Annotated in this window: 23 protein-coding genes and 1 riboswitch; of the genes, 12 read left to right on the top strand and 11 right to left on the bottom strand. The window is 68.0% G+C overall.

Annotated elements, in window-relative coordinates:
• Nucleotides 1-72 precede the first annotated feature (72 nt).
• The 3 genes from NOCYR_RS08780 (at nt 73) to NOCYR_RS08770 (ending at nt 5,562) form a co-directional block, all read left to right on the top strand.
• Nucleotides 73-2,082, top strand: a complete 2,010-nt coding sequence (locus NOCYR_RS08780) for a UvrD-helicase domain-containing protein (RefSeq protein WP_014350001.1) — start codon at nt 73-75, stop codon at nt 2,080-2,082.
• A 119-nt stretch (nt 2,083-2,201) separates the two neighbouring features.
• Complete coding sequence (locus NOCYR_RS08775; RefSeq protein ID WP_014350000.1) at nt 2,202-4,364, top strand: elongation factor G-like protein EF-G2; 2,163 nt, start codon at nt 2,202-2,204, stop codon at nt 4,362-4,364.
• Nucleotides 4,365-4,490: 126 nt separating this feature from the next.
• Nucleotides 4,491-4,667, top strand: a riboswitch (M-box (ykoK) riboswitch).
• Between the two features lie 181 nt (nt 4,668-4,848).
• Nucleotides 4,849-5,562 (top strand): MgtC/SapB family protein, encoded by a 714-nt coding sequence (locus NOCYR_RS08770; protein WP_014349999.1) that lies wholly within the window; start codon nt 4,849-4,851, stop codon nt 5,560-5,562.
• A 91-nt stretch (nt 5,563-5,653) separates the two neighbouring features.
• Here the strand turns inward: NOCYR_RS08770 and NOCYR_RS08765 are convergent, their stop codons facing one another.
• Genes NOCYR_RS08765 through NOCYR_RS08755 form a run of 3 tightly spaced genes read right to left on the bottom strand, consistent with a single transcriptional unit; the run spans nt 5,654 to nt 7,622 of the window.
• On the bottom strand, nt 5,654-6,346 hold the full coding sequence (locus tag NOCYR_RS08765; RefSeq protein WP_048833193.1) for a hypothetical protein: 693 nt from the start codon (nt 6,344-6,346) through the stop codon (nt 5,654-5,656).
• Nucleotides 6,346-7,263: an ABC transporter ATP-binding protein gene (locus NOCYR_RS08760; protein WP_014349997.1), complete on the bottom strand. Its 918-nt coding sequence runs from the start codon at nt 7,261-7,263 to the stop codon at nt 6,346-6,348. Before NOCYR_RS08760 ends, NOCYR_RS08765 begins: the two co-directional genes overlap by 1 nt.
• The gene (locus NOCYR_RS08755; RefSeq protein ID WP_014349996.1) at nt 7,260-7,622 is read right to left on the bottom strand and encodes a GntR family transcriptional regulator; all 363 of its coding nucleotides are present in this window, start codon (nt 7,620-7,622) and stop codon (nt 7,260-7,262) included. The genes NOCYR_RS08760 and NOCYR_RS08755 overlap by 4 nt, the downstream gene beginning before the upstream one ends.
• Nucleotides 7,623-7,765: 143 nt before the next feature.
• Here NOCYR_RS08755 and NOCYR_RS08750 point away from each other — a divergent pair, with 143 nt between their 5' ends.
• Nucleotides 7,766-8,506 (top strand): SCO6745 family protein, encoded by a 741-nt coding sequence (locus NOCYR_RS08750; protein WP_014349995.1) that lies wholly within the window; start codon nt 7,766-7,768, stop codon nt 8,504-8,506.
• Between the two features lie 74 nt (nt 8,507-8,580).
• On the opposite strand, the gene NOCYR_RS08745 is transcribed toward NOCYR_RS08750, so the two are convergent.
• Nucleotides 8,581-9,255: a class I SAM-dependent methyltransferase gene (locus NOCYR_RS08745; RefSeq protein WP_014349994.1), complete on the bottom strand. Its 675-nt coding sequence runs from the start codon at nt 9,253-9,255 to the stop codon at nt 8,581-8,583.
• 107 nt (nt 9,256-9,362) lie between these two features.
• Here NOCYR_RS08745 and NOCYR_RS08740 point away from each other — a divergent pair, with 107 nt between their 5' ends.
• Nucleotides 9,363-9,935, top strand: a complete 573-nt coding sequence (locus NOCYR_RS08740; protein ID WP_014349993.1) for a TetR/AcrR family transcriptional regulator — start codon at nt 9,363-9,365, stop codon at nt 9,933-9,935.
• 119 nt (nt 9,936-10,054) lie between these two features.
• Here the strand turns inward: NOCYR_RS08740 and NOCYR_RS08735 are convergent, their stop codons facing one another.
• A complete protein-coding gene (locus NOCYR_RS08735) occupies nt 10,055-10,444 on the bottom strand; it encodes a hypothetical protein (RefSeq protein ID WP_228781015.1) in 390 nt (129 codons plus the stop codon).
• Between the two features lie 366 nt (nt 10,445-10,810).
• Between NOCYR_RS08735 and NOCYR_RS29685 the strand changes: the two genes are divergently transcribed.
• Nucleotides 10,811-11,074: a hypothetical protein gene (locus NOCYR_RS29685; RefSeq protein ID WP_014349991.1), complete on the top strand. Its 264-nt coding sequence runs from the start codon at nt 10,811-10,813 to the stop codon at nt 11,072-11,074.
• A gap of 7 nt (nt 11,075-11,081) precedes the next feature.
• Here NOCYR_RS29685 and NOCYR_RS08725 read toward each other — a convergent pair whose 3' ends face one another.
• Together NOCYR_RS08725 and glnA are read right to left on the bottom strand one after the other, a co-directional pair.
• The gene (locus NOCYR_RS08725; RefSeq protein ID WP_014349990.1) at nt 11,082-11,447 is read right to left on the bottom strand and encodes a nitroreductase family deazaflavin-dependent oxidoreductase; all 366 of its coding nucleotides are present in this window, start codon (nt 11,445-11,447) and stop codon (nt 11,082-11,084) included.
• A gap of 292 nt (nt 11,448-11,739) precedes the next feature.
• Nucleotides 11,740-13,176 (bottom strand): type I glutamate--ammonia ligase, encoded by a 1,437-nt coding sequence (gene glnA / locus NOCYR_RS08720; RefSeq protein WP_014349989.1) that lies wholly within the window; start codon nt 13,174-13,176, stop codon nt 11,740-11,742.
• A 252-nt stretch (nt 13,177-13,428) separates the two neighbouring features.
• On the opposite strand from glnA, the gene NOCYR_RS08715 reads away from it, so the two are divergent.
• Together NOCYR_RS08715 and NOCYR_RS08710 are read left to right on the top strand one after the other, a co-directional pair.
• Nucleotides 13,429-13,959, top strand: a complete 531-nt coding sequence (locus NOCYR_RS08715) for an RDD family protein (RefSeq protein WP_048834023.1) — start codon at nt 13,429-13,431, stop codon at nt 13,957-13,959.
• A gap of 46 nt (nt 13,960-14,005) precedes the next feature.
• The gene (locus NOCYR_RS08710) at nt 14,006-14,371 is read left to right on the top strand and encodes a YrdB family protein (protein WP_148280573.1); all 366 of its coding nucleotides are present in this window, start codon (nt 14,006-14,008) and stop codon (nt 14,369-14,371) included.
• A gap of 190 nt (nt 14,372-14,561) precedes the next feature.
• Here the strand turns inward: NOCYR_RS08710 and NOCYR_RS08705 are convergent, their stop codons facing one another.
• Nucleotides 14,562-15,296 carry a DUF4191 domain-containing protein gene (locus NOCYR_RS08705; protein WP_014349986.1) on the bottom strand — a complete coding sequence of 245 codons (735 nt, stop codon included), beginning with the start codon at nt 15,294-15,296 and terminating at the stop codon, nt 14,562-14,564.
• A 244-nt stretch (nt 15,297-15,540) separates the two neighbouring features.
• On the opposite strand from NOCYR_RS08705, the gene NOCYR_RS08700 reads away from it, so the two are divergent.
• The gene (locus NOCYR_RS08700) at nt 15,541-17,187 is read left to right on the top strand and encodes a CocE/NonD family hydrolase (RefSeq protein ID WP_014349985.1); all 1,647 of its coding nucleotides are present in this window, start codon (nt 15,541-15,543) and stop codon (nt 17,185-17,187) included.
• 407 nt (nt 17,188-17,594) lie between these two features.
• Nucleotides 17,595-18,926, top strand: coding sequence for a M20/M25/M40 family metallo-hydrolase (locus tag NOCYR_RS08695; RefSeq protein ID WP_014349984.1), 1,332 nt, complete (start codon nt 17,595-17,597; stop codon nt 18,924-18,926).
• On the opposite strand, the gene NOCYR_RS30330 is transcribed toward NOCYR_RS08695, so the two are convergent.
• Nucleotides 18,835-19,929: a hypothetical protein gene (locus tag NOCYR_RS30330; protein ID WP_148280571.1), complete on the bottom strand. Its 1,095-nt coding sequence runs from the start codon at nt 19,927-19,929 to the stop codon at nt 18,835-18,837. The two genes, NOCYR_RS08695 and NOCYR_RS30330, sit on opposite strands and share 92 nt — an antisense overlap.
• Before the next feature lie 31 nt (nt 19,930-19,960).
• Here NOCYR_RS30330 and NOCYR_RS30735 point away from each other — a divergent pair, with 31 nt between their 5' ends.
• Complete coding sequence (locus NOCYR_RS30735) at nt 19,961-21,340, top strand: alpha/beta fold hydrolase (RefSeq protein WP_269147617.1); 1,380 nt, start codon at nt 19,961-19,963, stop codon at nt 21,338-21,340.
• Nucleotides 21,341-21,414: 74 nt separating this feature from the next.
• Here the strand turns inward: NOCYR_RS30735 and NOCYR_RS08680 are convergent, their stop codons facing one another.
• On the bottom strand, nt 21,415-22,854 hold the full coding sequence (locus NOCYR_RS08680) for a metallopeptidase (protein ID WP_014349982.1): 1,440 nt from the start codon (nt 22,852-22,854) through the stop codon (nt 21,415-21,417).
• 154 nt (nt 22,855-23,008) lie between these two features.
• Complete coding sequence (locus tag NOCYR_RS08675) at nt 23,009-23,953, bottom strand: endonuclease/exonuclease/phosphatase family protein (RefSeq protein WP_048833191.1); 945 nt, start codon at nt 23,951-23,953, stop codon at nt 23,009-23,011.
• Nucleotides 23,954-24,055: 102 nt separating this feature from the next.
• Here NOCYR_RS08675 and NOCYR_RS08670 point away from each other — a divergent pair, with 102 nt between their 5' ends.
• Nucleotides 24,056-24,343 (top strand): hypothetical protein, encoded by a 288-nt coding sequence (locus NOCYR_RS08670; protein ID WP_014349980.1) that lies wholly within the window; start codon nt 24,056-24,058, stop codon nt 24,341-24,343.
• Nucleotides 24,344-24,351: the final 8 nt, after the last annotated feature.

The raw sequence follows: 24,351 nt of genomic DNA, 5'->3' as shown, positions 1-24,351 counted from the left end.
GAATCACTCACGGCTGCAATGGATTAACCGTACTGTTGATTGCTGGAAGTCGAGCAGCAAGGGGGTTCTGCGATGACCAACAGCGACTCGCGGCGGACCAGGGTCTACCAAGTCCTCCGGCAGATCCCAGACCTCACACCGCGGCAGCGCAACTTCCTGAGCGTGCCGTTGAACGACGAGGCCTGGCATGTCCTTGTACACCGCGAACTGCCCCACCAGCCCGCGAACGAGGCAGCCGCCATCGTGATCGGCAGTCGCGGAGTGTATCTGCTGGTCTTCGTCGAGCCTGGACAGCGGTTTCACCGGACCGACGAGATCATCCGCGCGGCACGGACACTCGTTGCCGGGCTGCACAATGATCGGCATTTCCTCGTCGCACAACGTCTGCGCGCGATCCTGCTGCTGCCGGATGGTGTGGAGGTAGCGGCATCCGGTCGTGAAATCCCGACGCGCCTGGCCGACTTCGCCGCGCATCTGTCGCGAGGTGGCGCGGAATTCAGTGCGGCACGAGCCAGGGCGATCGCGGACCAGGTCGAGTCGCGGGCGTCGAACTACCGGCGACTACGCATTGATGTCTCGCCGCGGAGTTCAGCGGAGCAGGCCTTGCTCGACCCGGCGGAGCTGAGGGGGCAAGAACGGGCGGCGGCTGCCGGCCGCCCACTCGACGAGTGGACGACCTTTCGAGACCCCGAACTGATCAGCCTGGTCAATCGCACATTCCGCGGCCCGGCGCGGATCAGTGGTCCGGCGGGTACCGGGAAAACGGTGGTCGCGCTACATCGGATGGCGCGGCACCTCCGGTACAACAGCGGGCGCGCGTTGTACACGACCTTCGTCACCACCCTCGCGGCCTGTCAGCGAACCCACTTCCGACGCCTCGCCCGCGAGGTGAGCGACCGCGCCGAGTTCGTCGGACTGCACGCGTGGGCGCACCAGCTGATCATCGATCGCGGCGGCTACATCAAGGTGGAGCCCAGGCAGACCGATGGCGCCTTCCAGCACGCCTGGCGCCACGCCGGAGCCACGCTGGCCGCCATCGATCCCCGCGCCGACTACTGGCGAACCGAAATCGACCGGGTCATCAAAGGGCGCGGCATCCCCGACCTCCCGCATTACTGGGAACACGATCGCACCGGCCGCAGCGGTCCCGATCTGGATCGCGATCAACGCGAACTCGTCTGGAACGAGCTCTATCTCCAATACTGCGACAATCTCCGGCGACAGGGAATTTCGGACTTCAACGACATGATCTCCCTGGCGCTCGAAATGCTGAGCGACAAGCCGTATGAGCAGCCCTACGGCATGGTCGTCGTCGATGAGATCCAGGACATCACGCTCAACGGGCTCCGGCTGGCGCATGCCATCGCCGGCGGCGGTGACGACGCACCGCTGCTGCTCGTCGGCGACGGCCAGCAACAGGTGTACGAGGGTGGGTGCCGACCGGCCGATGCCGGTATCGACGTGCGCGGACGCACCGCGCTGCTGCGCGTGAACTATCGCAACAGAGAGGCGGTGTTCCGCCGGGCGGCGACGGTCAACGCATTGAACACCCTCGGTCGATTCGAAGGGCTCCCCGGTTGCGCACTCAACGAGGCGCAGTTCGTGCTGCCCGACGGCCACACCGTCGACTGGCAGGGCTCGGTCGACGAACTGAACGCCACCCTGGTCGCTGCCATCCGCAGATGCTCGGCCCCGCTGGCCGAACTCGCCGTCATCACCACGAGCCGTCAGCTCGGTGGCGCTGTCATCGACGGACTGCGCAGGGCCGGCATTCCCGCCACTCCCCTCGAGGATTATCGGGGCGAGCGGACGGGAGGAGTAAAGGTGGGCACCGTTCACCGGGCGAAGGGGCTCGAGTTCCGAGGAATCTTCTACGTCACCGAACCACCCCGCCCCTTGACGCCCGGTTCCTCGGGAGCCGACCGGCAGCGGTCGGAGCTGTGGGACCGGCAGACGATGGTCGCGATCACCAGGGCTCGCGACTTCGCCTGGGTCGGGTTCGTCGCCGCTCGCCCGCCGGATCGACACGATCACGGGCGCGATCGCAGCAACCGGGTGACACCGATCGGACCGAGCGGATAGACCTGCTCGTGACCTCGGCCGATTCGCCGCCTGAACTGTTCACCGGAACCGTGGACGTGAACACCTCGGCGGTGGGAAGCTCGATGTAACCGCGTGTCGATTCCCGAGGACGGTGAGTCATGGTGGACAGAGCGAACGGGGTGGGGCGGCCGGAGGCCATCCGGAATGTGGCGCTGGTCGGTGGTAGCGGGTCGGGGAAGACGACGTTGGTGGAGGCGTTGGCGCTGGCCACCGGGTCGGTGAACCGGGCGGGGCGGGTGGAGGACGGGACGTCGCTGTCGGATTACGACGAGATCGAGCAACGTCAGCATCGGTCGGTGCAGCTGTCGGTGGTGCCGGTGCAATGGGAGGGGGTGAAGATCAATCTGATCGATACGCCGGGGTATGCGGATTTCGTGGGTGAGCTGCGGGCCGGGTTGCGGGCGGCGGATGCGGCGTTGTTCGTGGTGTCGGCGGCCGAAGGAGTCGAGGGGGTGGCCGGGTCGACGCGGGCGCTGTGGGAGGAATGCGCGAGCGTGGGGATGCCGCGGGCGATCGTGCTGACGCATCTGGATACCGCGCGCGCCGACTTCGAGGAGATGACACGGACCTGTCAGGCGCTGCTCGGCGGCGAATCGGCGGAGAATGTGCTGCCGCTGCATCTGCCGGTGTACGGGGCCGCAAGTGCCGATGGGCATAGGCCGGCGACCGGGCTGATGGAGCTGCTCGAGCAGCGGATCGCCGATTACTCGACCGGTCGGCGCACCTGGAAGGAACCCTCCGACGAGGAACTGGACATGATCGGGCCGGCCAGGGATCGGCTGATCGAGGGGATCATCGCCGAAAGCGAAGACGAGACCCTGATGGAGCGGTATCTCGGCGGCGAGACGATCGAGCTGAGCACGCTGATCGGCGACCTGGAGCGGGCGGTGGTGCGCGGCAGCTTCCATCCGGTGCTGTTCGCGGCACCCGCTGCCGAGGAAGGGCTGCAAGGGCTCGGCACCCTGGAGATGCTCGAACTCATGACCGCCGGATTCCCGACACCGGCCGAACACGAAGTCTCGGCGGTGCATCTGGCCAATGGATCGAAACCCACTCCCCTGCATTGTGATCCGGCCGGTGAGCTGGCGGCCGAGGTGATCCGAACGTCTTCGGATCCCTACGTCGGCCGGGTCTCGCTGGTGCGGGTGTTCTCGGGAACCCTGCACGCCGACGACACCGTTCACATCTGCGGGCACGGCTCCGGCACCGACCACGACGCCGATGAGCGCGTCGGCGGCATCACCGCGCCGTTCGGGAAGCAGCAGCGTCCGCTGGGCGAGGCCGTCGCGGGCGATATCGCCTACGTCACCAAACTGGGCCACGCCGAAACCGGTGACACCCTGTCCGGCACCGGCTCACCGCTGCTGATCGAACCGTGGCAGATGCCGGAACCGTTGCTGCCCATCGCGATCCGCGCGCACAGCAAGGCCGATGAGGACAAGCTTTCGCAGAGTCTGTCGCGGCTGGTGGCCGAGGATCCGGCGATCCGGGTGGAGAACAACGACCGCACCCACCAGCTGGTGCTGTGGTGCCTGGGCGAGGCGCACCGCGACGTCGCGTTGGAGCGGTTGCGCACCCGGTTCGGGGTGCAGGTCGATACCGAAGAGCACAAGGTCGCGCTGCGAGAAACCTTCGCGGGCAAGGCGACCGGGCGCGGCAGGCATGTGAAGCAGTCCGGCGGACACGGGCAGTACGCGGTGTGCGAGATCGCGGTGGAGCCGCTGCCCGAGGGCTCCGGGATCGAGTTCGTCGACAAGGTGGTCGGCGGGGCGGTGCCTCGGCAGTTCATCAGCTCCGTCGAGAAGGGCGTGCGTGCGCAGGCCGCGCGCGGGGTGGCGACGGGATATCCGCTGGTAGACGTGCGCGTCACATTGCTCGACGGTAAGGCACACTCGGTCGATTCCTCCGATGCCGCGTTCCAGACCGCCGGTGCGCTCGCCCTGCGTGAGGCGGCGGCCGGCAGCCGGATCGATCTGCTCGAACCGATCGCGGAGGTGCGGGTGAAGGTGCCCGACGACTACCTCGGCGCGGCGCTGACCGACCTGTCGGTGCGCCGTGCCCGCATCCTCGGCACCGAACCGGCCGAGTCCGGGCGCACGCTGATCCGCGCGGAGGTTCCGGAGCTGGAGTTGTCCCGCTACGCGGTGGATCTACGCTCGCTGACCCACGGCGTCGCGCATTTCAGCCGTGATTATTTACGTCACGATCCGATGCCGGCGCAGCTGGCCGAACGGGTGCGGAAGGAGTCCGTGTCCGCCTGAAGTCTGCGAGTTCCAGCGCAGGCAGGTGCGATCCGCCGAAGCCTGCGTTGGCACGGCTCGACAGTTGTGACGCCTGTCGCTGATGGGTTGCGACTGCGGCGCCCGCGGCGTTTACTGGTCGACGCTAGGTGCCATCGTTCGCTGAGGCTCCTTCGCGGAAACAGGCCGGCGACCCCGAACGTCGAGAGACGCCCCGGGTCAGGACAGGCCTCCCCGGCTTAAGGGGTGGTCCCGACCGGCTCCCGCCGTCCATCGGCGGGTTCACGCCGCGAAGTGCCAAAGGTCTGACGAGGAGTGGTGCCCACCGGTGATCGACACCGGTCCACTCCCCCGGCGCATCGGAAGGAGGTGGATGTCGTGCCCGACGGCAGTTCTCAACGCCGTGCCATCACACAGTCACCACGCCACCTTCGCCGTCGCGCCCTCGCCTGAGCCTGCCGATCCGCCGGCGTGAGGTGTCGCGCCGAGTGGAAGAGGTTCTCCCATGACCACCATCGACATGCTGCTGCGTCTCGGAACCGGAGTCGGGCTGGGCGCCCTGATCGGAATCGAACGCCAATATCGCGCCCGGATGGCCGGGCTGCGCACCAACGCGCTGGTCGCCGGCGGTGCGACCCTGTTCGTACTGCTGTCCGCCCACGGATTCCACGGCGAGGTCGCCGACCCGACGCGGGTCGCCGCTCAAATCGTCTCCGGCATCGGCTTTCTCGGTGCGGGCGTCATCATCCGCGACGGGCTCAACGTGCGCGGGCTCAACACCGCCGCGACCCTGTGGTGCGCCGCCGCGGTCGGCGCCCTCGCCGGGGCCGGCATGTACCTCACCGCCGCGGCGGGGACGCTGGCCGTGGTCGCGGTGAACATTGCCCTGCGCGCCGCAGGCCGGGCGGTCGATCGCCGTCCGGACGCCGGAACCGAACGCCCGGCGCGGTACGTGTTCACCGCCGTCACCGACGACGCCGGCGAACCACACGTGCGGGCGCTACTCGTACAAGCGTTGATCCGCACCGATTTCCGCCTGGTCGCGGTGTCGAGCACGAATGGTGACATCGCCGGGCAGGTGATGGTGCAGGCCGACCTGGTCGGCGATCAGCGCGACGACCGGGAGATGGAGTCGGCGGTGGGCCGACTGAGCCTCGAACCGGCCGTCACCAGCGTCGGCTGGCGGGTCGCCGGGTCGGCGGCAGAGGTGCCTGTATGAGAACACCGCACGCCTGACGCGTCACCGAACGTTCGACGATCTCAGAACGGCCTCGTCCGGAGTACCCGGACGAGGCCGTTCGCACCGATCGCTACGCCGTCGCCCGGCGGATCGTGGCCCACGCACCGCCGGTGCACACCACCGCGAGGACCCCGGGCAGCAGCACCATCGGGACGACCCGTGGCGTGTCGGCGAACCAGTGGCCGACTTCGGGCCACCAGCTCTGCCAGGTGATCACAATGGCCGCCAGACCGAAGACGAGCAGTAGCGCGACCAGGAAGGTGTACACGCCGGACACTCGCCAGCGCTGGTAGAGCGCACCGGTCAGCAGGCCCGCGCCCGCGATCAAGGCGAGGATGGCCAGGTAGGTGCCGAGTTGGATCAGCAGGTTACCGGTGAACTGGCCCGGGACGTCGAACATCACCATGTGCACGCCCCAGCCGTCGGTGGATTCCTCGATCAGCCCGAGTCCCCACAGCAGCACGCCGGTGCCGAGGATCTGCGCGGCGGCGACGAGCAGGGTGGCGGCGAAATAGTCGCGGCGGGTGACGCTCATGCCCAGCGCGAACGGGAACGTCTGCGTCATGGCGCCGAGATAGAACGCCAGGACGATGCCGAAGGCGGCCGAGACGCTGCCGGTGACATTGGCTTCCTCGGCATCGACCAGCCAGAAGATCACCCACGGGATCAGGAACGCCACCAGCAAGATGCCGAGAGGCCACGCGATCAGCACAGGCCAGGCCACGGTGTGGAGCCGGGAAACGGACATGGCTCGACGCAGCATTACTGATCCTTTCCGCGCAGATTGGTGGTTTCGACGATGAGCTGCTGCAGCGAGACCGGCTCGACCAGCAGGCCCAGCGATTTCGCATGGGCGATGTCGTCGGCCCGGTCCTCGGTGCGCAGCATCACCCTGGCCTGGTTGCCGAGGGATTCGCGGCGCAACTGCGGGCGCCCACCGAGGAAGGAATCGACGTCGGCGGTCGGGCCGGAGATCGTCATCGCGGTGTCGCGCAGGTCGTCGGCGGGAGCGTCGACCACGAGGCGGCCCTTGTCGATGAGCAACACGTGTTCGAGCAGGTCGGCGACCTCATCGATGAGGTGGGTGGACAGCACGATGGTGCGCGGATGTTCGGCGTAGTCGGCGAGCAGGCGGTCGTAGAACAACTGCCGGGCGACGGCGTCGAGGCCGAGATACGGTTCGTCGAAGAAGGTCAGCGGGGCGCGCGAAGCGAGGCCGATGGTGACGCCCAGCGCGGAGATCATGCCGCGGGAGAGCTTCTTGACCTTGCGGTTGGTGGGTAGATCGAAGTCGCGCAACAACTCTCGCGCGAAGTCCTCATCCCAGTCGCGCAGCAGATGCCGGGCTGCGGTCAGCACATGCTTGACCTTGTAGTCCGCCGGATACGCCTGGCTTTCCTTGATGAACGAGATCCCACGCAGCACCTCGGTGTTCTCGTGCGGGGTGTGACCGAACACGCGCACCTCGCCCGCGGTCTGGAACGCCTGGCCGGTCATCACCTGCATGAGCGTGGTCTTGCCCGCGCCGTTGCGGCCGAGCAAGCCGTAGATGGTGTTTTCACGCAGATCGAGGGTGACGTCCTCGAGCGCGGTGACGGAGCCGAACCGCTTGGTCAGCCCGCGCGTGGATGCGACGACTTCGGTGTCGAGCACGGCCGGTTCGATGGTCGCGGCGCTCATCGTGTCCCCTCTCGATGGTCGAGCATGGCTTTGAGTTCGTCGATGCCCATGCCGAGCTTGTCCGCCTCGGCGATCAGCGGGTCGATGAACTGTTCGGCGAACCGTTCCCGTCGGCGCATCCGCAGGGCATTGCGCGCACCGGCTGTGACGAACATTCCGATCCCTCGCTTCTTGTACAGAATCCCGTCCGCCACCAGCTGATTGAGCCCTTTGGCCGCGGTTGCCGGGTTGATCCGGTGGAAGGCGGCGAGCTCGTTCGACGAGGGAGCCTGGGACTCCTCGGGCAGCGATCCGTCGACGATCGAGTTCTCGATCATCTCCGCGATCTGCTGAAAGAGCGGCCTGCCGTCTTCGAGCACGGTCACCTTCCTCGGTTGAGTGGTTCATTACTCATGTAATGAACCATAGAGGCGTCACTGCCCGCCCGCAAGAGTGGGGCTTCCATACGGTGTAAAACCCCATAAGGTGGCAGGTGATGTCAGTCCAGCGGAAGGAACCCTGCATGTCGGTCGGCGCGGCGGTGAACCCCTACATTCAGCAGCTCGGCGGAGCATTCATGTTCTCCAGGGAGGCAAAGGAATACGCGGCCGAAACCGGCGTAGACGCGTTCTTCGCGCCGTACACACGCGGGCGCGGTGGCGTGCTCGGTGACGTGGATGCCTCCGTGGTCACCGCGGCGTTCGGATTCTTCCCGGAAGAATCGATCCGCACGTCCTGGGAATCGGTCCAGATGCCCGCCGCCAAGGCCGCCGAGCGATACGCCCGGGTCTGCCACGACTTCGGCCGGCGTAAGCTCGGCGGGTTCGAACGGGCCGGGCGTCTCGCGCAATTGCTCGAAACCGTTGCCGCGGCAGCGGATCCGGCCGGTGTGCCGCTGTTCGCGGGCTGGCGCGCGATGCCGTTGCCCGAGGACGCGCCGGCGCGCGTCATGCAACTGACCCATGTACTGCGGGAACTGCGTGGCGGGCTGCACCTGATCGCCGTGCGCGCCGCGGGCATCACGCCCTTGCAGGCCGTGCTGATCTCCGGCTCCCCCATCAACGACGGCCCCGGCCAGGCCCGCTGGTACGGCTGGCCGGAGCCGTTCGAGGAGATCACCGACGAGGTGCGCGAGCGGTGGCAGCGGGCGGAAGCGGTGACCGACGAGCTGATCGAACCGGCGTTCGCGGTGCTGGACGAAGGCGAGCAGGCCGAGCTCACCGAACTCGTCGCCGCCGCCCACACAAAGGCCCTCGCGCGCTAGCGCCCCCGCCGAGCGCTACATGAGCGAGGCAAACGTCGAGTAGACCCCTCGCTCATGTAGCACTCGGCAGCGCACTAAGGCTTGATGGCGGTGAGGATGCCGGTGGAGTATCGGCTGATGGAGAACCGCGGGGTGGTGAAGCCTGCTGCGCGGAGGGTTTCGGTGTACTGGCGGATATCGACGTCGGCGAAGGGGTCGGTGTGGCCGCCCTGGCCGGTCAGCCGCATGATTCGGGCGAAGTTCGCCCGGAATCGCGGGGAGGGGTGGGCATCGGCGAGCAGGAGCCGGCCGCCCGGGCGCAGGACGCGATACATCTCGTCGATGGCTTTTGCCCGGTGCTGATCCGGGATGTGGTGCATGACGAAAGTGCAAGTGATGACGTCGAATTCGGCGTCAGGGAAGTCGAGGTGCTGGGCGGCGGATTGCACGTAGCGGTGGTGGGGTGTCGAGTCGTGGGTGCGGTTGTGCTCGATGGCTTCGTGGGACGGGTCGGCCCCGGTGGCCGAACCGTTCGGGCCGACCAGGTTACCGAGCGCGCGCACGAGCTTGCCTGGGCCACAGCCGATATCGAGCGCGCGGTTGCCCGGTTGGGCACCGCTGGCGGCGGCCAATTCGCGAATCAGGCGGGGATGGCGGCCGAGGAAGAACACGGCGGTGAACAGGTTGTAGCGGCGCAGGCTCGAGATGACGAGGCCGGTGTCCGCGTCGTCGACGAACATGGTGTGGGAGTGCTGATCGGTTTCTGGCATGTGCCCATCGTCGGAATTCCGCCCATTTCGGGCCAGAATCAAAAGCTGCGGATCCGTTCGTTTCCGCACAGATCCACCGGATCTGTCCGCCCGACGAGAGAGCCGGTATGGCCGAATCCCCCGACCGCCGCGTACGCCGCACCCGCGACCAGCTGCATCGCGCGCTGATCGAGCTGATGATCGAACGTGGGTATGAGCGGGTGACGGTCACCGACGTCATCGATCGCGCCGACGTCGGCCGGTCCACCTTCTACGCGCACTATCGCGACAAGGACGATCTGCTCGTGGTGAGCTGCACCGAGTTCCTGCGCCGGGAGATCGAGCAGGTGCGCGGAACAGGCGGTTCCCCACTCGCCCCGCTGCGGATCATGTTCCACCTCGCCGCCGACTATCCGGACGTCTACCAGCCGCTGATCGGCCCGAAGAGCAGCGCAACGGTGCTGCGCGGCTATCAGCGGTCGATCAGCAGCGTTCTGACCGAGCAGCTGGAGGGGCAGCTCGACATGAATGGCAGCGAGTTCGCCGACACCGTCGCATTCCTGTCCTGGGGTTTGATCGGACTACTCGGGTCCGTCATCGATCCGAAGGCTCCGACGCCGCCCGCGACGGCATGGCGGCGGTTCGAGACCTTGTGTATGTCGGGTCTGGGCAGCCGTTTGGGGCAAGCAGGGCAGCAGTAACATCTCCGGAATCCAACCGGCTGGGGCTGTAGCCCGGCGTCGGCGGCCGGCCGTTGCGGTCAAGTGAAATGCCTTGCTGCAGCGGGAGGTTCACCTGACGAAGCAGAACGGCGGGACGTTCACTCAGGCGAGCGCGACCGGCGCCGGGTCCGATGACGGGACAGGTCGGGCCACGGTGGGCGCCGCAGGATGGCGAGGGTGACGATTACGACGGAGAGCAGGCCGAGACATTCTCCGAGCAACGCGATCCGGTTGACGTCGACGGCCGGCACCCAGACGGCCTCGCCGTTGCGGATAGTGAAAATTCCGACCGGCCGCACCCCGGAGGCGAAGCGCCCGTAGCGCTGCGCGACGGTGATGATCGTGGCGCCATCGGCGGTCTCGAAGGGCTCACCGTAGATGAATGTGCTGTCGAGATGTGCCGGGCCTGGCCGTTCACGGATCGCCATCGCCATGAAATCCCTTCTACTGCTCTCCGAGACCAACTCCCGGCCGCCCCGATCGGACATCTGTTCCGAGTAGTGTGCGGCACCCGACCCCAACACGCACGGCATTCAGCCGCGACCGACTCGGCCGGCGCACATCACGAGCCGGCCGTCGGGGCATCGTGCGAACGGCTAGCCGCGCACACATCCACCGACGCTCACGCAGTAGGCGGCGACGACCGCGCCCGACGGCGGCACACCGTCGCCGAGGATCGTCAGCCATGCCACGGTGAGCACGATGCCGAACAGGGACGCGTGGCGTGCGGCTCGTGGTCGGCTGAGCGAACGGCGTGATTGCGGGCGCCCCGCGTAAGCAGCCGAAACCCGGGTATGCGACCGGCGAGGCGGCGGATGGCCGCCGTGGAGAACGGAGCAGCTCAGGAGGTTGTCGTGGGTATTGCACAGCGAGTGGTCGCGTCGGTCGGAATCGCGGCGGCCGTGACGTTGGCGGGGGCAGGTGTGGCGGGGGCGCAGCCGGAGGCGCCGGAGCCGGAGTCGCCGCTGACGCAGTACGTGGAGATGTTGCCGCCTGCGCCGCCGCAGTGTGCCGCGATGTGGGAGCCGATCGAGGATCGGATCGAGGATATGGTGCCGCCGGCGATCGAGCCCGCGTTCGACGCGTTCGACGACTGGTGCGAGGGCCCCACCGACTGAGCCGCAGTTAGCGCGGGGTGAGCCGGACCACCGGGTAGATCCGCTTGGACTTCTTCTGATACTTCCCGATGCGCGGTTCCTCGGCGATGATGCGCTTCCAGGCATCCTCTCGGTCGGTGCCGTCGAGGGTCTGCGGAATCACGTCGGCGCTGCCCTCACCAGGGAGTTCGATGGAGACCTGCTCGGGGTGCGCGGTCAGATTGGCGTACCAGTCGGGGTTCACGCTCCCACCGCCCGAGGCCACGATCAGCTTGGCGTCGCCGTCGCCGAACCAGGCCAGGGGCGTCTCCCGGCGCTCCCCGCTGCGGCGGCCGACGGTGTGCAGGATCAGGACGTCCATGCCCATCACCTTGCCGCTGCCCTTACGGCGCATCTTCGCGGCGGTGCGGGGTGTTCATCTTCTTCTGGAACCACCGCGACACCGGCCCCGGCGTCCCGGGCCTACGTTTCCCGCTCACCTGCTGATCGCCTGCCATCGGTGACCTCCCATTCCGTTCCTGGGCGCTGCGCAGAACCCTGCGCGATTCGCACTCCACGCTAGCCACCGGCGAATACACACCGCTTCTCGATTCCTGATCAACAGGACGCCCTCGAGCCCCCGCAACGGGACGAGCCCTCCCGCACCGAAGTGCGGGAGGGCTCGAAACGTCTTGCCTTACTTCGATTTACACGTCGAAGTAGAGCTCGAACTCGTACGGGTGCGGGCGCAGGTTCACCGGGGCGATTTCCTGCTCGCGCTTGATGTTGATCCAGGTCTCGATCAGGTCCTCGGTGAAGACGTTGCCTTCGGTGAGGTAATCGTGATCGGCCTCGAGGCGGTCGATGACCGTGGCCAGGCTGGTGGGGGCCTGCGGGATGTTCTTGGCCTCCTCCGGCGGGAGCTCGTAGAGGTCCTTGTCGACCGGGGCCAGCGGCTCGATCTTGCGCTTGATGCCGTCCAGGCCGGCCATCATCATGGCGGCGAAGGCCAGGTACGGGTTACCCGAGGAGTCCGGCGCGCGGAACTCGATGCGCTTGGCCTTCGGGTTGTTACCGGTGACCGGGATGCGGACCGCGGCGGAGCGGTTGCGCTGCGAGTACACCAGGTTGATCGGGGCCTCGTAGCCCGGAACCAGACGGTGGTAGGAGTTCACGGTCGGGTTGGTGAACGCCAGCAGCGACGGCGCGTGGTGCAGGATGCCGCCGATGTAGTGGCGGGCCAGATCCGACAGGCCACCGTAGCCGGACTCGTCGTGGAACAGCGGCTTGCCGTCCTTCCACAGCGACTGGTGCACGTGCATGCCCGAGCCGTTGTCACCGAAGAGCGGCTTCGGCATGAAGGTGACGGTCTTGCCTTCCTGCCACGCGGTGTTCTTGACGATGTACTTGAACAGCTGCAGGTCGTCGGCCGCCGAGAGCAGGGTGTTGAACTTGTAGTTGATCTCGGCCTGACCGGCGGTGCCGACCTCGTGGTGGCCGCGCTCGAGCTCGAAACCGGCCTGCTGGAGGTTGGTGGCGATCTTGTCGCGCAGGTCGACGTAGTGGTCGTACGGCGCGACGGGGAAGTAACCGCCCTTGTTGCGGACCTTGTAGCCGCGGTTGAGGGTGCCGTCCGGGTTGAACTCGGCGCCGGTGTTCCACGAGCCGGAGACCGACTCGATCTCGTAGAACGCGCCGTTCATGGCCGAGTCGTAACGGATCGAGTCGAAGATGTAGAACTCCGCCTCGGCACCGAAGTACGCGGTGTCGGCGATACCGGTCGAGCGCAGGTACTCCTCCGCCTTACGCGCGATGTTGCGCGGGTCGCGGGAGTAGGCCTCGCGGGTGAACGGGTCGTGCACGAAGAAGTTCAGGTTCAGCGTCTTGGCGGCGCGGAACGGATCCAGCTGCGCGGTGCTGTAGTCGGGCAGCAGCAGCATGTCCGACTCGTCGATCGACTGGAAACCACGCACGGAGGAACCGTCGAACGCCAGCCCTTCCTCGGCCAGGTCGGCGGTGAACGCCTTCGCCGGGATGGAGAAGTGCTGCTGAACACCGGGAAGATCGCTGAAGCGGATGTCGACGTATTCGACGTCCTCATCGGCGATGTATTTGATGACCTCGTCGGCCGTGCTGAACGTCACTTAGTTCTCCTTACGGATAGTTTCCCAGGCCAGTGTCGATTGCATGGGCGTCGCGACCAGACGGTATGGACGCGGTGTTTCCCGGCAGTCAAGGTTGTGTTTCGCCAGTGTTACACGTGCTACCGAACGGGTGGCATGTGCCACCCATGCTCTGACGGTGACGTCATTCTGCCATCCGTGACCTGGGGCGACGGCGTGAGCACCGGTTATGCGGTCGTGGGTGGCCTGCCGCATACACCTATCCTGGAGGCCATGGCACGCATCACCGGATCCTGGCTCTCCGGACCGACGGCGGATCCGGGCGATCCGGCAACCCCCGAGTTCAAGGGCGAACACATCGGGTTGCCGCGCGAGGGCGCGGGCTCGCTGGTGGGCATGGGCCGCCGCATCGCCGCGCTGATGGTGGACTGGGTGATCGCGATGGGGATCGCGGCCCTGATCGTGCGGCCGAACCCGCAGCAGATCATCGCCGACCTCGACCTGCCGGCGGATAAGCAGCCACCGACCAACTTCGAGGCCGTGGTGAGCGCGCTGAGCACACCGACCTGGATGGTGTGGGTCGTGATCGGCATCCTCGCGGTGACGCTGTTCGGGTTCACGCCGGGCCAGTACTTCCTGCGGTTGCGGGTGATCCGGGTGGACGCGCCGGTGCGGGTGGGCTTTGTGCGGGCGCTCGGTCGTCAGTTGCTGCTCATCTTCGTCGTGCCGGCGCTGTTCACCGATGCGGATGGGCGCGGTATGCACGATCGGGCTACCGGTACCGCGGTGGTTCGCGCGCGCTGACGTCCCGCTCCGGGGCATAGTGATCGGCGGGCAATAAGCTGCCGCCGTGTCATTGAATCCGGCCATGCTCGCCGTTCGGCTCGTCCTCGAACTCGCCGCCCTCGTCGCCTTCGGTGTGCTCGGCTGGGCATTCGATGCGCCATGGAAGTACGCGCTGGTCGTGATTTTGCCGCTCGCGGCGGCCGCGCTGTGGGGCACATTCGCGGTGCCGGGCGATCCGAGCCGCGGTGGTAAGGCGCCGGTCGCGGTCTCCGGCCGGGTGCGGTTGGTGGTGGAGTCGGTGGTGCTGTTCGGCGGGGCCGCGGCGCTGTGGGTTGCCGGTCTGCCGGGGTGGGCGTTGGGATTCGCGGCGGTCCTGGTCATCTATCACGTCATCGCGTTTGACCGGGTTCGCTGGCTGATCACCGCCTGAACGTACGAACGGCGACAGCCCATTCGACCTCCATACGTCTCGATATCCGCACGTCCGGACACCCCGCACTTCCCGACACCCGCGCGTCTAGACCCCGCGCGTCTCGACCCCGCATGGCTTCCGACCCCGCACGCAAAAGGGCCGGCGCCCCGAGTGGGAACACCGGCCCTCGCTGAAAATCAGTCGCGCTTCAGCGGCGGCGAATCGTGCGCTGCACGCCGCGCATCTTGGCGCCGGCCGGCATCGGGCCCTTCGGCAGGGCCGGGCCGCTGCGGGCGCTGAGGGCGGCGAGGCGGCCTTCGATGAGGTCGATGCGCTTGGCGTCGATATTGCGAGGCAGCTTGGTGAGGTAGCGCTGGAGTTCCTTGAGCGGAACCTGGCCCTCCTCGTTGCCGACGATGACGTCGTAGATCGGGGTGTCGCCGACGAGGCGGGCGGTGCGCTTCTTCTCCTGCGCGATCAGCGACTTCAACCGCTGCGGCGAGCCCTCGGCGACGAAGATGACGCCGGGCAGGCCGACCACACGGTGCACGGCATCGAGCTGGGTCGTCGCGGCAACACCGTTGCTGACCCGCCATTTGCCTTGCAGGTTGTCCAGCACCCAGGCCGCCGCACCCGCCTGACCTTCGGCTTTGCTGTACACCGAACGCTGCACGCGGCGGCCGAAGATGATGAACGCGACGAGCACGCCGAGCAGGATGCCCAGCGGCAGCAGGAACCATTGCAGGCCGAAGATCAGCCCGATCAGGAAGAACACGACGGTGATGCCGACCAGCGCGCCGATCATCAGCGGCAACAGCAGCTTGTCTTCCTTGCGCTGCATCTGGAACGCCTGCCACAGCTGCTGGCGGCGCTCCTTCGACTGCTGTTTGCGGGCCGCTTTCGCCGCGGCCTTCGCTTCCTTGGTGGGCTTACCTGCTGGCATGCCTCTCAGGATAGTGCCCGTGGGTGAGCGTTCCCGCCACGGGACGACCGCCGCCACGGTTGTGCGCTGTGCGCCCCGGGCCGCTGGTCGGCGACGGCGCGGGCACCCCCGGTTCCGGGGGCTGGACGTGCGACCGGCAACCCGATACTTCTTAGGTGCGCTGCCGACGTAGTCCGTCGCCGGCCCGCGCGTGGGCTGGAACGGATGCGGAGGTAATCGAGCGGTGCGTGGTCGACCTGTTCTGGTGCGTGCACTTCTGCTCGTGGTCGGCGTGCTGGTGGTGGTGACCGCCGGCGTCCCGCTCACGGCGGGCGCGCGGCCGGAGGTGCCGCACCAGTGGCGTGAGGCCTACATCGATGCGCCCGACGGCACCCGGTTGCATGCCGACATCCTGCGCCCGGCCGGTCTGGGCGACGACGTCCGCACTCCGGTGATCCTCACCGTCAGCCCGTATCGCGCGCACTCGGCGTATCTGAGCGAACCGCGGCTCGAGGGCGGGCCGTCGGTGGAGAACCTGACGCCCGAGCTGTTCCTGAACGCCGGCTACACCTACGTCATCGTGGACCTGCGCGGGTTCGGCGGATCGTCGGGCTGCCCGGATTTCGGTGGCCCGGGTGAGCGGGCCGACGTAGCAGCGGCGGTGGAGTGGGCGGCGAATCAGCCGTGGTCGACGGGCAAGGTCGGCATGTGGGGCACCTCCTACGAGGCGTGGACCGGGTTGATGGGGCTGGCGGGCAAGCCGGCGGGCCTGGCGGCGGTCGCGGCGTTCGAGCCCGTGGTCGACCCCTACACCTACCTCTACATGCAGGGGGTGTCGTGGAAGTTCTCCGGTAAACCGGTCACCGAGGACGGGGTGCGCCCTGCCGATCTCGCCGGTTTCGAGCACGTGCTGATCGCCTCCACCCCGCCGCATCCCGGCGACTCCCCCGAATACCAGGCCAACGCGCTGCAACTGCCGATGCAGTGCTACGCCCGCTACCTCGAGAACATCACCGATCACAACGGCGCCACCGAGTTCTGGCGCGACCGCGACCTGGTGGCCAAGCTCGACGGCAACACCATTCCGCTGTTCCTCGGCCAAGGCTTCCTCGACTACAACACCCGCGCCTACCGCGTGATCGATCTGTGGAACAACCTCGGGCCCGGCGACCACAAGGCCTGGTTCGGGCAGTGGGGGCACCAGACCTGCCACGAGAAGTGCGCGACGCCGCATTTCGACACCGAACTGCTGGCCTTCTTCGACAAGCACGTGGCCGGACGCGATGTGCAGATCCCGGGGCCGCGGATCACCGTCGGCCAGTTCGACGGACGCTGGCGTGGTGAGACGCAGTGGCCGGCCGCCGACACGGTGCGCGTTCCGGTGCAGTTGCGCACCGGCCGCTACACCGACCGTGGGCTGCTGCCCGGGCCGGACCGGGAGATCTGGTCGGTGACCGCGCCGTTCGACCGCGAAGTGCATCTGTCGGGGGTCCCGACGGCGACGGTGTCGCTGAGCGGTCCGCCGAACGCGACGGTGGCGGTGGAGCTGTTCGATATCGCGCCGGACAACAACGCCGTCGTCATCACCCGGGGAATCGCGCCGGTGAGCGAGACCGCGCAGGTGCGGCTGCTGGCCCAGGATTGGCCGATCGCGGCCGGGCACCGGCTCGGCGTGCGCATCACCGATGTGGTGGACGACGTGTGGTCGCACTCCCCCGCCTTCGCCGAGGTCACCGTCACCGCGGCGCGGCTCGAGGTTCCGGTGCTGACCGAGCCGCGCACCGCCGACCTGCCCGGCGGCATCGGCGAAGCCATCCCGAAGTGGCATCGGAAGAAGACCCGCGCCCTCGACGCCGGGGTGGTGAACAATGCAGTGGTGCCCATGAACCTGCCCACTGCCCCCACCCGATGAGCGAAGCCGCGCGAAACGACCCCGCAGCCGATGCGCCGAGCGCCTCGGCCAACGGGGTGGACCGTGCCGCTGACCAGCGGGGATCCGGGGGACCGCCTGTCACGGAAGCGGATAGTGCCGGGCAAGAAGCGGATCGCCGCGAGCAGGCGGGTGGACCGCGTGGCAGCGCGCGAGCGGCCGGGCCGGACGACGAGGCCCATCAACCCGATGCCGTAGGGGCTCCTGCGACAGCCGCAGCGACGACGGCCCGACACCATGAGCCCGGTGGTCGTGCGCGAGCGGCAGGTGCTGGTGAGATCGCTGGAATCCGGGCGACCGGGAGCGACCGGCGCGGCCCGGCAGATCGCCGTCGGGGTGTCGATGACGCGACGGCCGAGCGGCTTGCGGCGGCATTGCGGTGTGCGACGGTGTCGCATGAGGATCCCGCAGACACCGATGACGCGCAGTTCACTCTGCTGGCCGAGCATCTGGAACGGTCGTTTCCGCTGGTACATGCCGAGCTCGAGTTGGAGCTTTTTGGGCACAGTCGGCTCTACACCTGGCGCGGGGCCGATCCGTCGCCGACGGCGGCGATCCTGCTGGCGCACCAGGATGTCGTTCCGGCCGATGACCAGCCGCATTGGACGCATCCGCCGTTCGCGGGGGTAGTGGATGGTCAGTTCATCTGGGGGCGTGGGGCGATCGATGACAAGAGCCGGGTAATGGCGATTCTGGAGGCCGTCGAATCGGCGCTGGCGGCGGGCGTGCGGCCGGCGGGGACGGTATATCTGGCGTTCGGGCACGACGAAGAAGTCTTCGGCGACGGCGGTGCGGTGCGGATGGCGCAGGTGTTGCGGGAGCGGGGTGTGCGCGCCGACCTGCTGCTCGATGAGGGTGGGGTGATCACCGAGGGTGTGGCCGATGGAGTCGACCGTCCGGTGGCCTCGATCATGGTGGGCGAGAAGGGATATGCGACCGTCCGGTTGACGGTGACCGATGTGGGCGGTCATTCCTCCATGCCCGGGAAGCAGACCGCCGTCGGGCGGATCGCGCGGGCGGTGGGGCGGCTGCAGGATCGGCCGATGCCGCTGCGGTTGACGCCGGTGGTCGAGGACATGCTGGCCCGGTTGCGTCAGGCCATGCCGCCGGCGCGGCGCAAGCTGCTGGGCATGGCCGGGGTCGCGGGGCCGGTGATCACGCGGGTGCTGGCGGCCCGGCCGCAGACCGAGGCGATGGTGCGGACCACGACCGCGCCGACCGTCATCCGGGGCGGGGTGAAGGCGAATGTGCTGCCGCAGCATGCCGAGGCGCTGATCAATTTCCGTATTCTGCCGGGTGATTCGGTCGGCAAGGTGCTGGAACATTGCCGCCGGGTCGTGCGAGATGCGGGTGTGCGCATCGAGCTGGTCGGGATGTCGTCGGAGCCGTCGCAGGTCAGCGCACCGGGTCCGGCGTTCGACCGGATCGCCCGCCTGGCCACCGAGGTGGTCCCCGGGATCGCGGTGACCAGCGGCATCGTCCCCGGCGCCACCGACTCGCGCCACTACGACGACCTGGCCACCACGCGCTGCAACTTCGCCCCCGTCGTGTTCGACCGGACCGATCTCGAACGCATCCATGGAACCGATGAACGGATCTCCCGCGTCAACTACGCTCGCCTCATCGAATTCAACCGGCGGCTGATCGACCAGCTCGCCGACCCGGCGCCGAGCCCCACCCGTGGGCCGGCGTCAAGCGCCACCCGAGGGACCGACACATGAGCCAATCCGCCGAGCCGGACAACCACTCCGCCTCCAGCACAACCGATTCCGCCACCGCCGACGCCGGCAACGGTGCCGCGAAGAAGACGCCGGCGAAGGCCGCGGCCAAGAAGACCAGCACGCGGGCCACCAAGAGCGCGGCGTCCGGTGCCACGTCGGGTACGGCAGCGAAGAAGGCTGGTTCGGCGGCGAAGACCTCCGGCACGACGGCCAAGACCTCCGGCACGGCAGCCAAGACCTCCGCCACGGCAGCCAAGACCTCCGCCACGGCGGCCAAGGCGTCCGGCACGGCAGCGAAGAAGGCTGGCACGGCGGCGAAGAGAACGGCGGCGAAAGCGACGCCGCGCAACACCGCAGCCGCAGGTGCAGGTGCAGGCGCGAACGGCAAGGCCACCACCCCCGACGAGGCCAAGAGCACCGCCGCTACATCCGCCGAGCCTCTGACCGCAGACCTCCCCGCCGCCGATTCCGCTACGAACACCCCGGCCAAGAAGCGGGCTGCGAAGAAGGCTGCGCCGAAAGCGGCATCCAAGACCACCGCCACCACATCTGCCGCCGCGTCGACGACCGATGCCGAAGACTCGGCGAACGAGCAGCCGGCGAAGAAGTCCGCCGCCAAGAGCACCTCGCGCGCCCGCAAATCCACCTCGACTGCGACAGCTTCGCGCGCCGCTGCCAAGAAGTCGGCGGCCGCGAAGTCCGTTGCCGGAGCGGAGCCAGGTGCCGATGGCAGACCGGCGGGCGACGCGTCGGAGCCTGCCGCCGTCGCCGATACGAACACCGCGTCCACGATCACGCAGGACGCAGTTGGTGCGGAATCGGTCGGCACTATCCAGACACCCGCCGCCAGCGATACGGCTGCGGGCGCAGACGCGGTATCGGACGAAAAGACTGGCGCCGAAGCCAGTTTCGACGCATCACCCACGTCCGCAACCGATGATTCCGGCATCTCCACAGCGACCGGATCCGCCTCGGGCACGACCGGCGAATCCGGCAACGCCACCGCTCCCTCCGATGCGAAAGGCACAGCCCACGTGGAAGCTTCCGACGACCCAACTGCACCCGCGACCAGCGCCGCGTCCGACGACGACACCGCTGCTTCGGGCGACACCGCTGAATCCGCCCCCGCCGCCGCATCCGGCCGCTCCGACGCACCCGACGAACCGGGTACCGCCACCGCCGTCGGCACCAACGACGCGGCCGGCAGTTCCACCGACGCCGACGCCACCGGCACATCCGACGACTCCGCCGAATCCGGCGACGCTGCCGCACCTGGCAACACTGCCGCTTCGGCCGACGCCATCGCGTCCGCCGACAGCGTTGAACCCACCGCGGCTGCTGCATCCGGCGGCACCGGCGCGCCCAAAGACGCTGATACTCCCGCCGACACTGCCGCCACCGACAACACCGGCACTCCCACCGACACCACCGCGACCGAGACCGAAACCACCGCAGCCGAAACGGCCGCAGTAGCTGGCGGCGCCTCGACGGCCGAGCAGAACGCGGCCGATAACTCGGACGCGGCCGAGGGCGGCGATGCAGCCTCCCCGGATGACGCGGCGCCCACACCCGGTGAACAGACCCACGCCGACACCGGCAACTTCATCGGGCACGGAGCCCGGATCGAGTGGCGGGCTTGGCTTCCCGAAACGGATGCGCGTGGGGTGATCGTGCTGGTGCACGGCGTAGCCGAGCATGCCGGGCGGTATGAGCATGTCGGGCGGCGGCTGGCGGGGGCCGGGTTCGCGGTGTATGCGCTAGATCATCCGGGGCATGGGATTTCCGGTGGGGCGCGGGCGAATATCGGGTCGATGGATGCGGCGGCCGACAATGTGGCGACCTTGCTGGCGATGGCTCGGCGGGAGTTTCCGGAGGTGCCGGCGTTCCTGCTCGCGCATTCGATGGGCAGCCTGATCGTGCTGTTCCTGGCGACGCGGGAGCCGATCGAGGTGGACGGGATCGTGGTGTCGGCGCCGCCGCTCGACATTCCGGTGGGCAATCCGATTCAGCGGCTGCTGGCGCCGGTGCTCACCCGGTTGACACCGAATCTCGGTGTGCTGAAGCTGGATTCCGCCGATATCAGCCGCGATCCGAAGGTGGTCGCCGCCTACGACAGCGATCCGCTGGTGTTCCGGGGCAAGCTCCCGGCGCGCACCGCGACCGAGATTCTCAATGCCGCGCTAGCGGTGAAGGGCCGCCTGCAACGGCTGACGGTACCGACGCTGGCCATGCACGGCACTGCCGACACCATCGCCGCACCGTCGAGCACCGATCTCATCGAAAAGGGCGCGGGCGCTGAAGATCTCACCGTGCGCCGCTACGACGGCCTCTACCACGAGATCTTCAACGAGCCCGAGCAGGACCAGGTGCTCGGCGATGTCGTCGAGTGGCTGGAAGCACACCTCGGCAAGTAGATCGGCGCGGGCCACACAGCAGAAGGCGCCGAGGTCGACCACACGACCTCGGCGCCTTCGCCGTTCACAGCGCGTCAGTTGTACTTGCTGGCGCAGGCGGCCTCACCCTGCAACACGCCCAGGCGGAACGCCTCGAGCCGCAGGTAACCGCTGTCCACGGTCTTGCCGTTGACGTCGCTGGCGGCCATACCGTCCGACAGCAACCCGGAAATGGCCTCGTCCAGGTCACCGGCCGACAGCTGGACTTCGCGGCCCGGCTTGCTCAGTTCGGTGGTGATCGCACCCGACAGGCAGGAGGTGCGCAGGCCGGCGGTGTCGGCGCCTTCCACCGACAGGCCGCGGGCCTTCTGCACGGCGAGGGCGTAGCGGGAGATGAACACGACGTAGGCGTTGTAGTCGCCGCTGACGATCGCCGACAGCGGTTTGTCCTCGTCCTCCAGCGGTCCGGCGCGTTCGGCCAGGGCCGGGATGTCGGTGCCGATGGAGTTGGTATCCGGGCAGTAGGACACCGGCTCGGTGACGGTCACGCCGGAGCAGCTCGACGCCACGCCCGTGTAGTCGTACTGCGGGGCGGAATCGGACGGCAGCGCCTTGGCGGCGGCATTGGCGACGCTGACCAGCGATTCCTGGTCGACGGGCAGCTGACGGTCACCGTTGTCGTCTTCGAAGGTGATCGGCAGGCCGGCGCGGCGCTGTTCGATCTCGGCTTCGTTGATGCCCTTGCAGGCCTCGGCGCCGTTGGTGTAGCCCATCTGCACCGCGGTCACCCGCTCGAAGGCCGAACCATGCACGTTGTCCGGGTCGTCGGGATCCCGGTCGCGCACCGCGACGGTCGCGCCGAGCACGCCGTTGAGGCCGTCGGTGGTGTTCATGGTGAAGTACTCGGAATCGCCCTCGGCGACGTAGCGCAGGTACACACCGGCCAAGCAGTCGGCCTGCTGCTCACGCACCAGACCGGGGGTGCGCCGATCGGAGATCTTGGCCTGACCCTGCAGGGCGTGGCCGTACTCGTGCGCGAGCACCATCACCACGGACATGTCGCCGAACTCTTTGACCAGTTCGGGCAGCAGCACGCCGCGGTCCCAGCCGATCGAGTGATCGGTGCTGCAGTAGGCGGCGTTGACCATCTGATAGGTGTCGATGGTGCAGAACTCGACCGCCTCGGACTTCGGCGCCAGCGCGTCCCAGGAGATCAGCTTGTCGACCGGCTTGAAGGTGCCGGGAAAGGTCTTGCTGTACTCGGTCTTCCAGAATTCCTGGACGTCGTAGACCGCGTTGAGGGCGATCTGGTCCATCTTCCCGCCGTCACCGTTCTCGGCCTGGATCGGCGCGTCCGGGGCGTCGGGACGTGGCCCGCTCGGGCCGGTGCTCGACGTCGCACCCGCGATCTGCCACGGGTTTTCCTGCCCCGGACCCGACTGCGCCGCCTCGGCCGATTCCGAACAGCCGGTGAGCACCAGCGCGGCGCACGCCGCGATGGCGGCGGCGAAGCGCAGCCGCTTGTTCCTTGTCACTTGATTGCCTCCCCAAGGTCGACCGGGCCGGTACACAGCCCGGGCCCGGACCGGCGCCGCATGCGCCTGCCGTCCGAGCGCTCCACATGGTAATCGCTCGGCGTCGCCGATACGCATCGCCGCGGCGGAAATTCACGGCGATGCGATGTCTCGCTCAGTGCAGGCGGGTGCGGGCGAGGACGGCGCGGTGGTCGCTGCCGGGCACGACCAGGGTGCGGACCTCGTCGGCGGTGGCGTCGGCGAGCAGCACGTGGTCGATGCCGATGACCGGGCCCCAGCTGCGGTCCTGCGGGTAGCTGCGCAGCGGGCCGGCACCGGCCTGGTCGGCGGCGGATTCGAAACGGCCGCGCAGCAAATCGCGGAAGGCGCTGTGGTCGCGGGTGGCGTTGAAGTCGGCGCCGACGATCGCCGGGCGCTGCTCCACCTCGAGAATGTCGCGGATGGCGCTCAATTCGCGCTGCCACCGGTCGAAATCCAGCGGCGGCGGTACCGGGTGGAAGGCGTAGACCGCGATCGGGCCGCGGTCGGGATGGTCCATGATCGCGGAGATGTTGTGGAGCAGGAATCCCTCGTAGTTCTTGGTGTCGCGCAACGGATACCGGCTGTAGATGCCGGTGCCGACGCCGCCGGCGTCGGAATCCTTCAGGTAGTGGTAGGGCAGCAGATCGCCGATGCCGGCGGCGGTGAGTCCGGCGACAGCGGCGGGGGTGAGTTCGTTGAGGGTGAGCACATCGACGCTCTGCGCGCGCACGGCGTCGACCACCGCGCCCGTATCCGCCCCGCCGAACAGCAGATTCGACTGCATCACGGTCAGTTCCGGTCCGGTCGCGGCGTGCCCGTCGGGCACATAGAGCGGCACCTGCGTCCACAACGCCGCCGCGACCGCGATCCCGGCGGCGATCATGCTGCGCCGACCGCGCGCGAGGGCGAACAACACCAGCGCGACGATCGTGCCCAGCATCAGCAGCGACGCACCGGAAGCCAGCAGCACCATCGTCCGCCACTGCGACCCGCTGAAGTACAGCGCGATCCCCGCGACGCCTGCCAGCAGTGCAACCCACCCCGTGCCGAGCAATGCCCGGTTCACCCATATTCGCATGTCTGGGACCCTAGAACGGGCCGGTGACAGATTCGTGGATCAAATGTGTGGATCCTGTGAGAATCGAAGCGAGCCCGACCGGCACCGGACAGGAGGAACACCGTGTACTTCGAAGAGTTCGACTCCCCTGGCGCGCTCTCGCTCGACACCGCCGAAGCCTTGCACGACGTGGCGAGCCGGTACTCCTCCACCATCGTCGTCACGGCCAATGCTCACTCCGTGCACGCGCCGCTGCTGCCGCTGTGCTGGGCGGACCTGGGTATCGCCGCGGGCACCATGGTCACCGTCACCGTGGACAACGGGCATCACCCGCCGGATATCGAGGACCGCCGCGCGCTCGGCGAATTCGTCAGCACGTTCCGGCAACTCGCCGCGCCGGGCACCCGGTAACGGACCAC

Origin of the sequence: Nocardia cyriacigeorgica GUH-2, assembly GCF_000284035.1 — a bacterium.
Lineage (GTDB): Bacteria > Actinomycetota > Actinomycetes > Mycobacteriales > Mycobacteriaceae > Nocardia > Nocardia cyriacigeorgica_B.
This window is presented reverse-complemented; position numbering and strand designations above follow the sequence as displayed.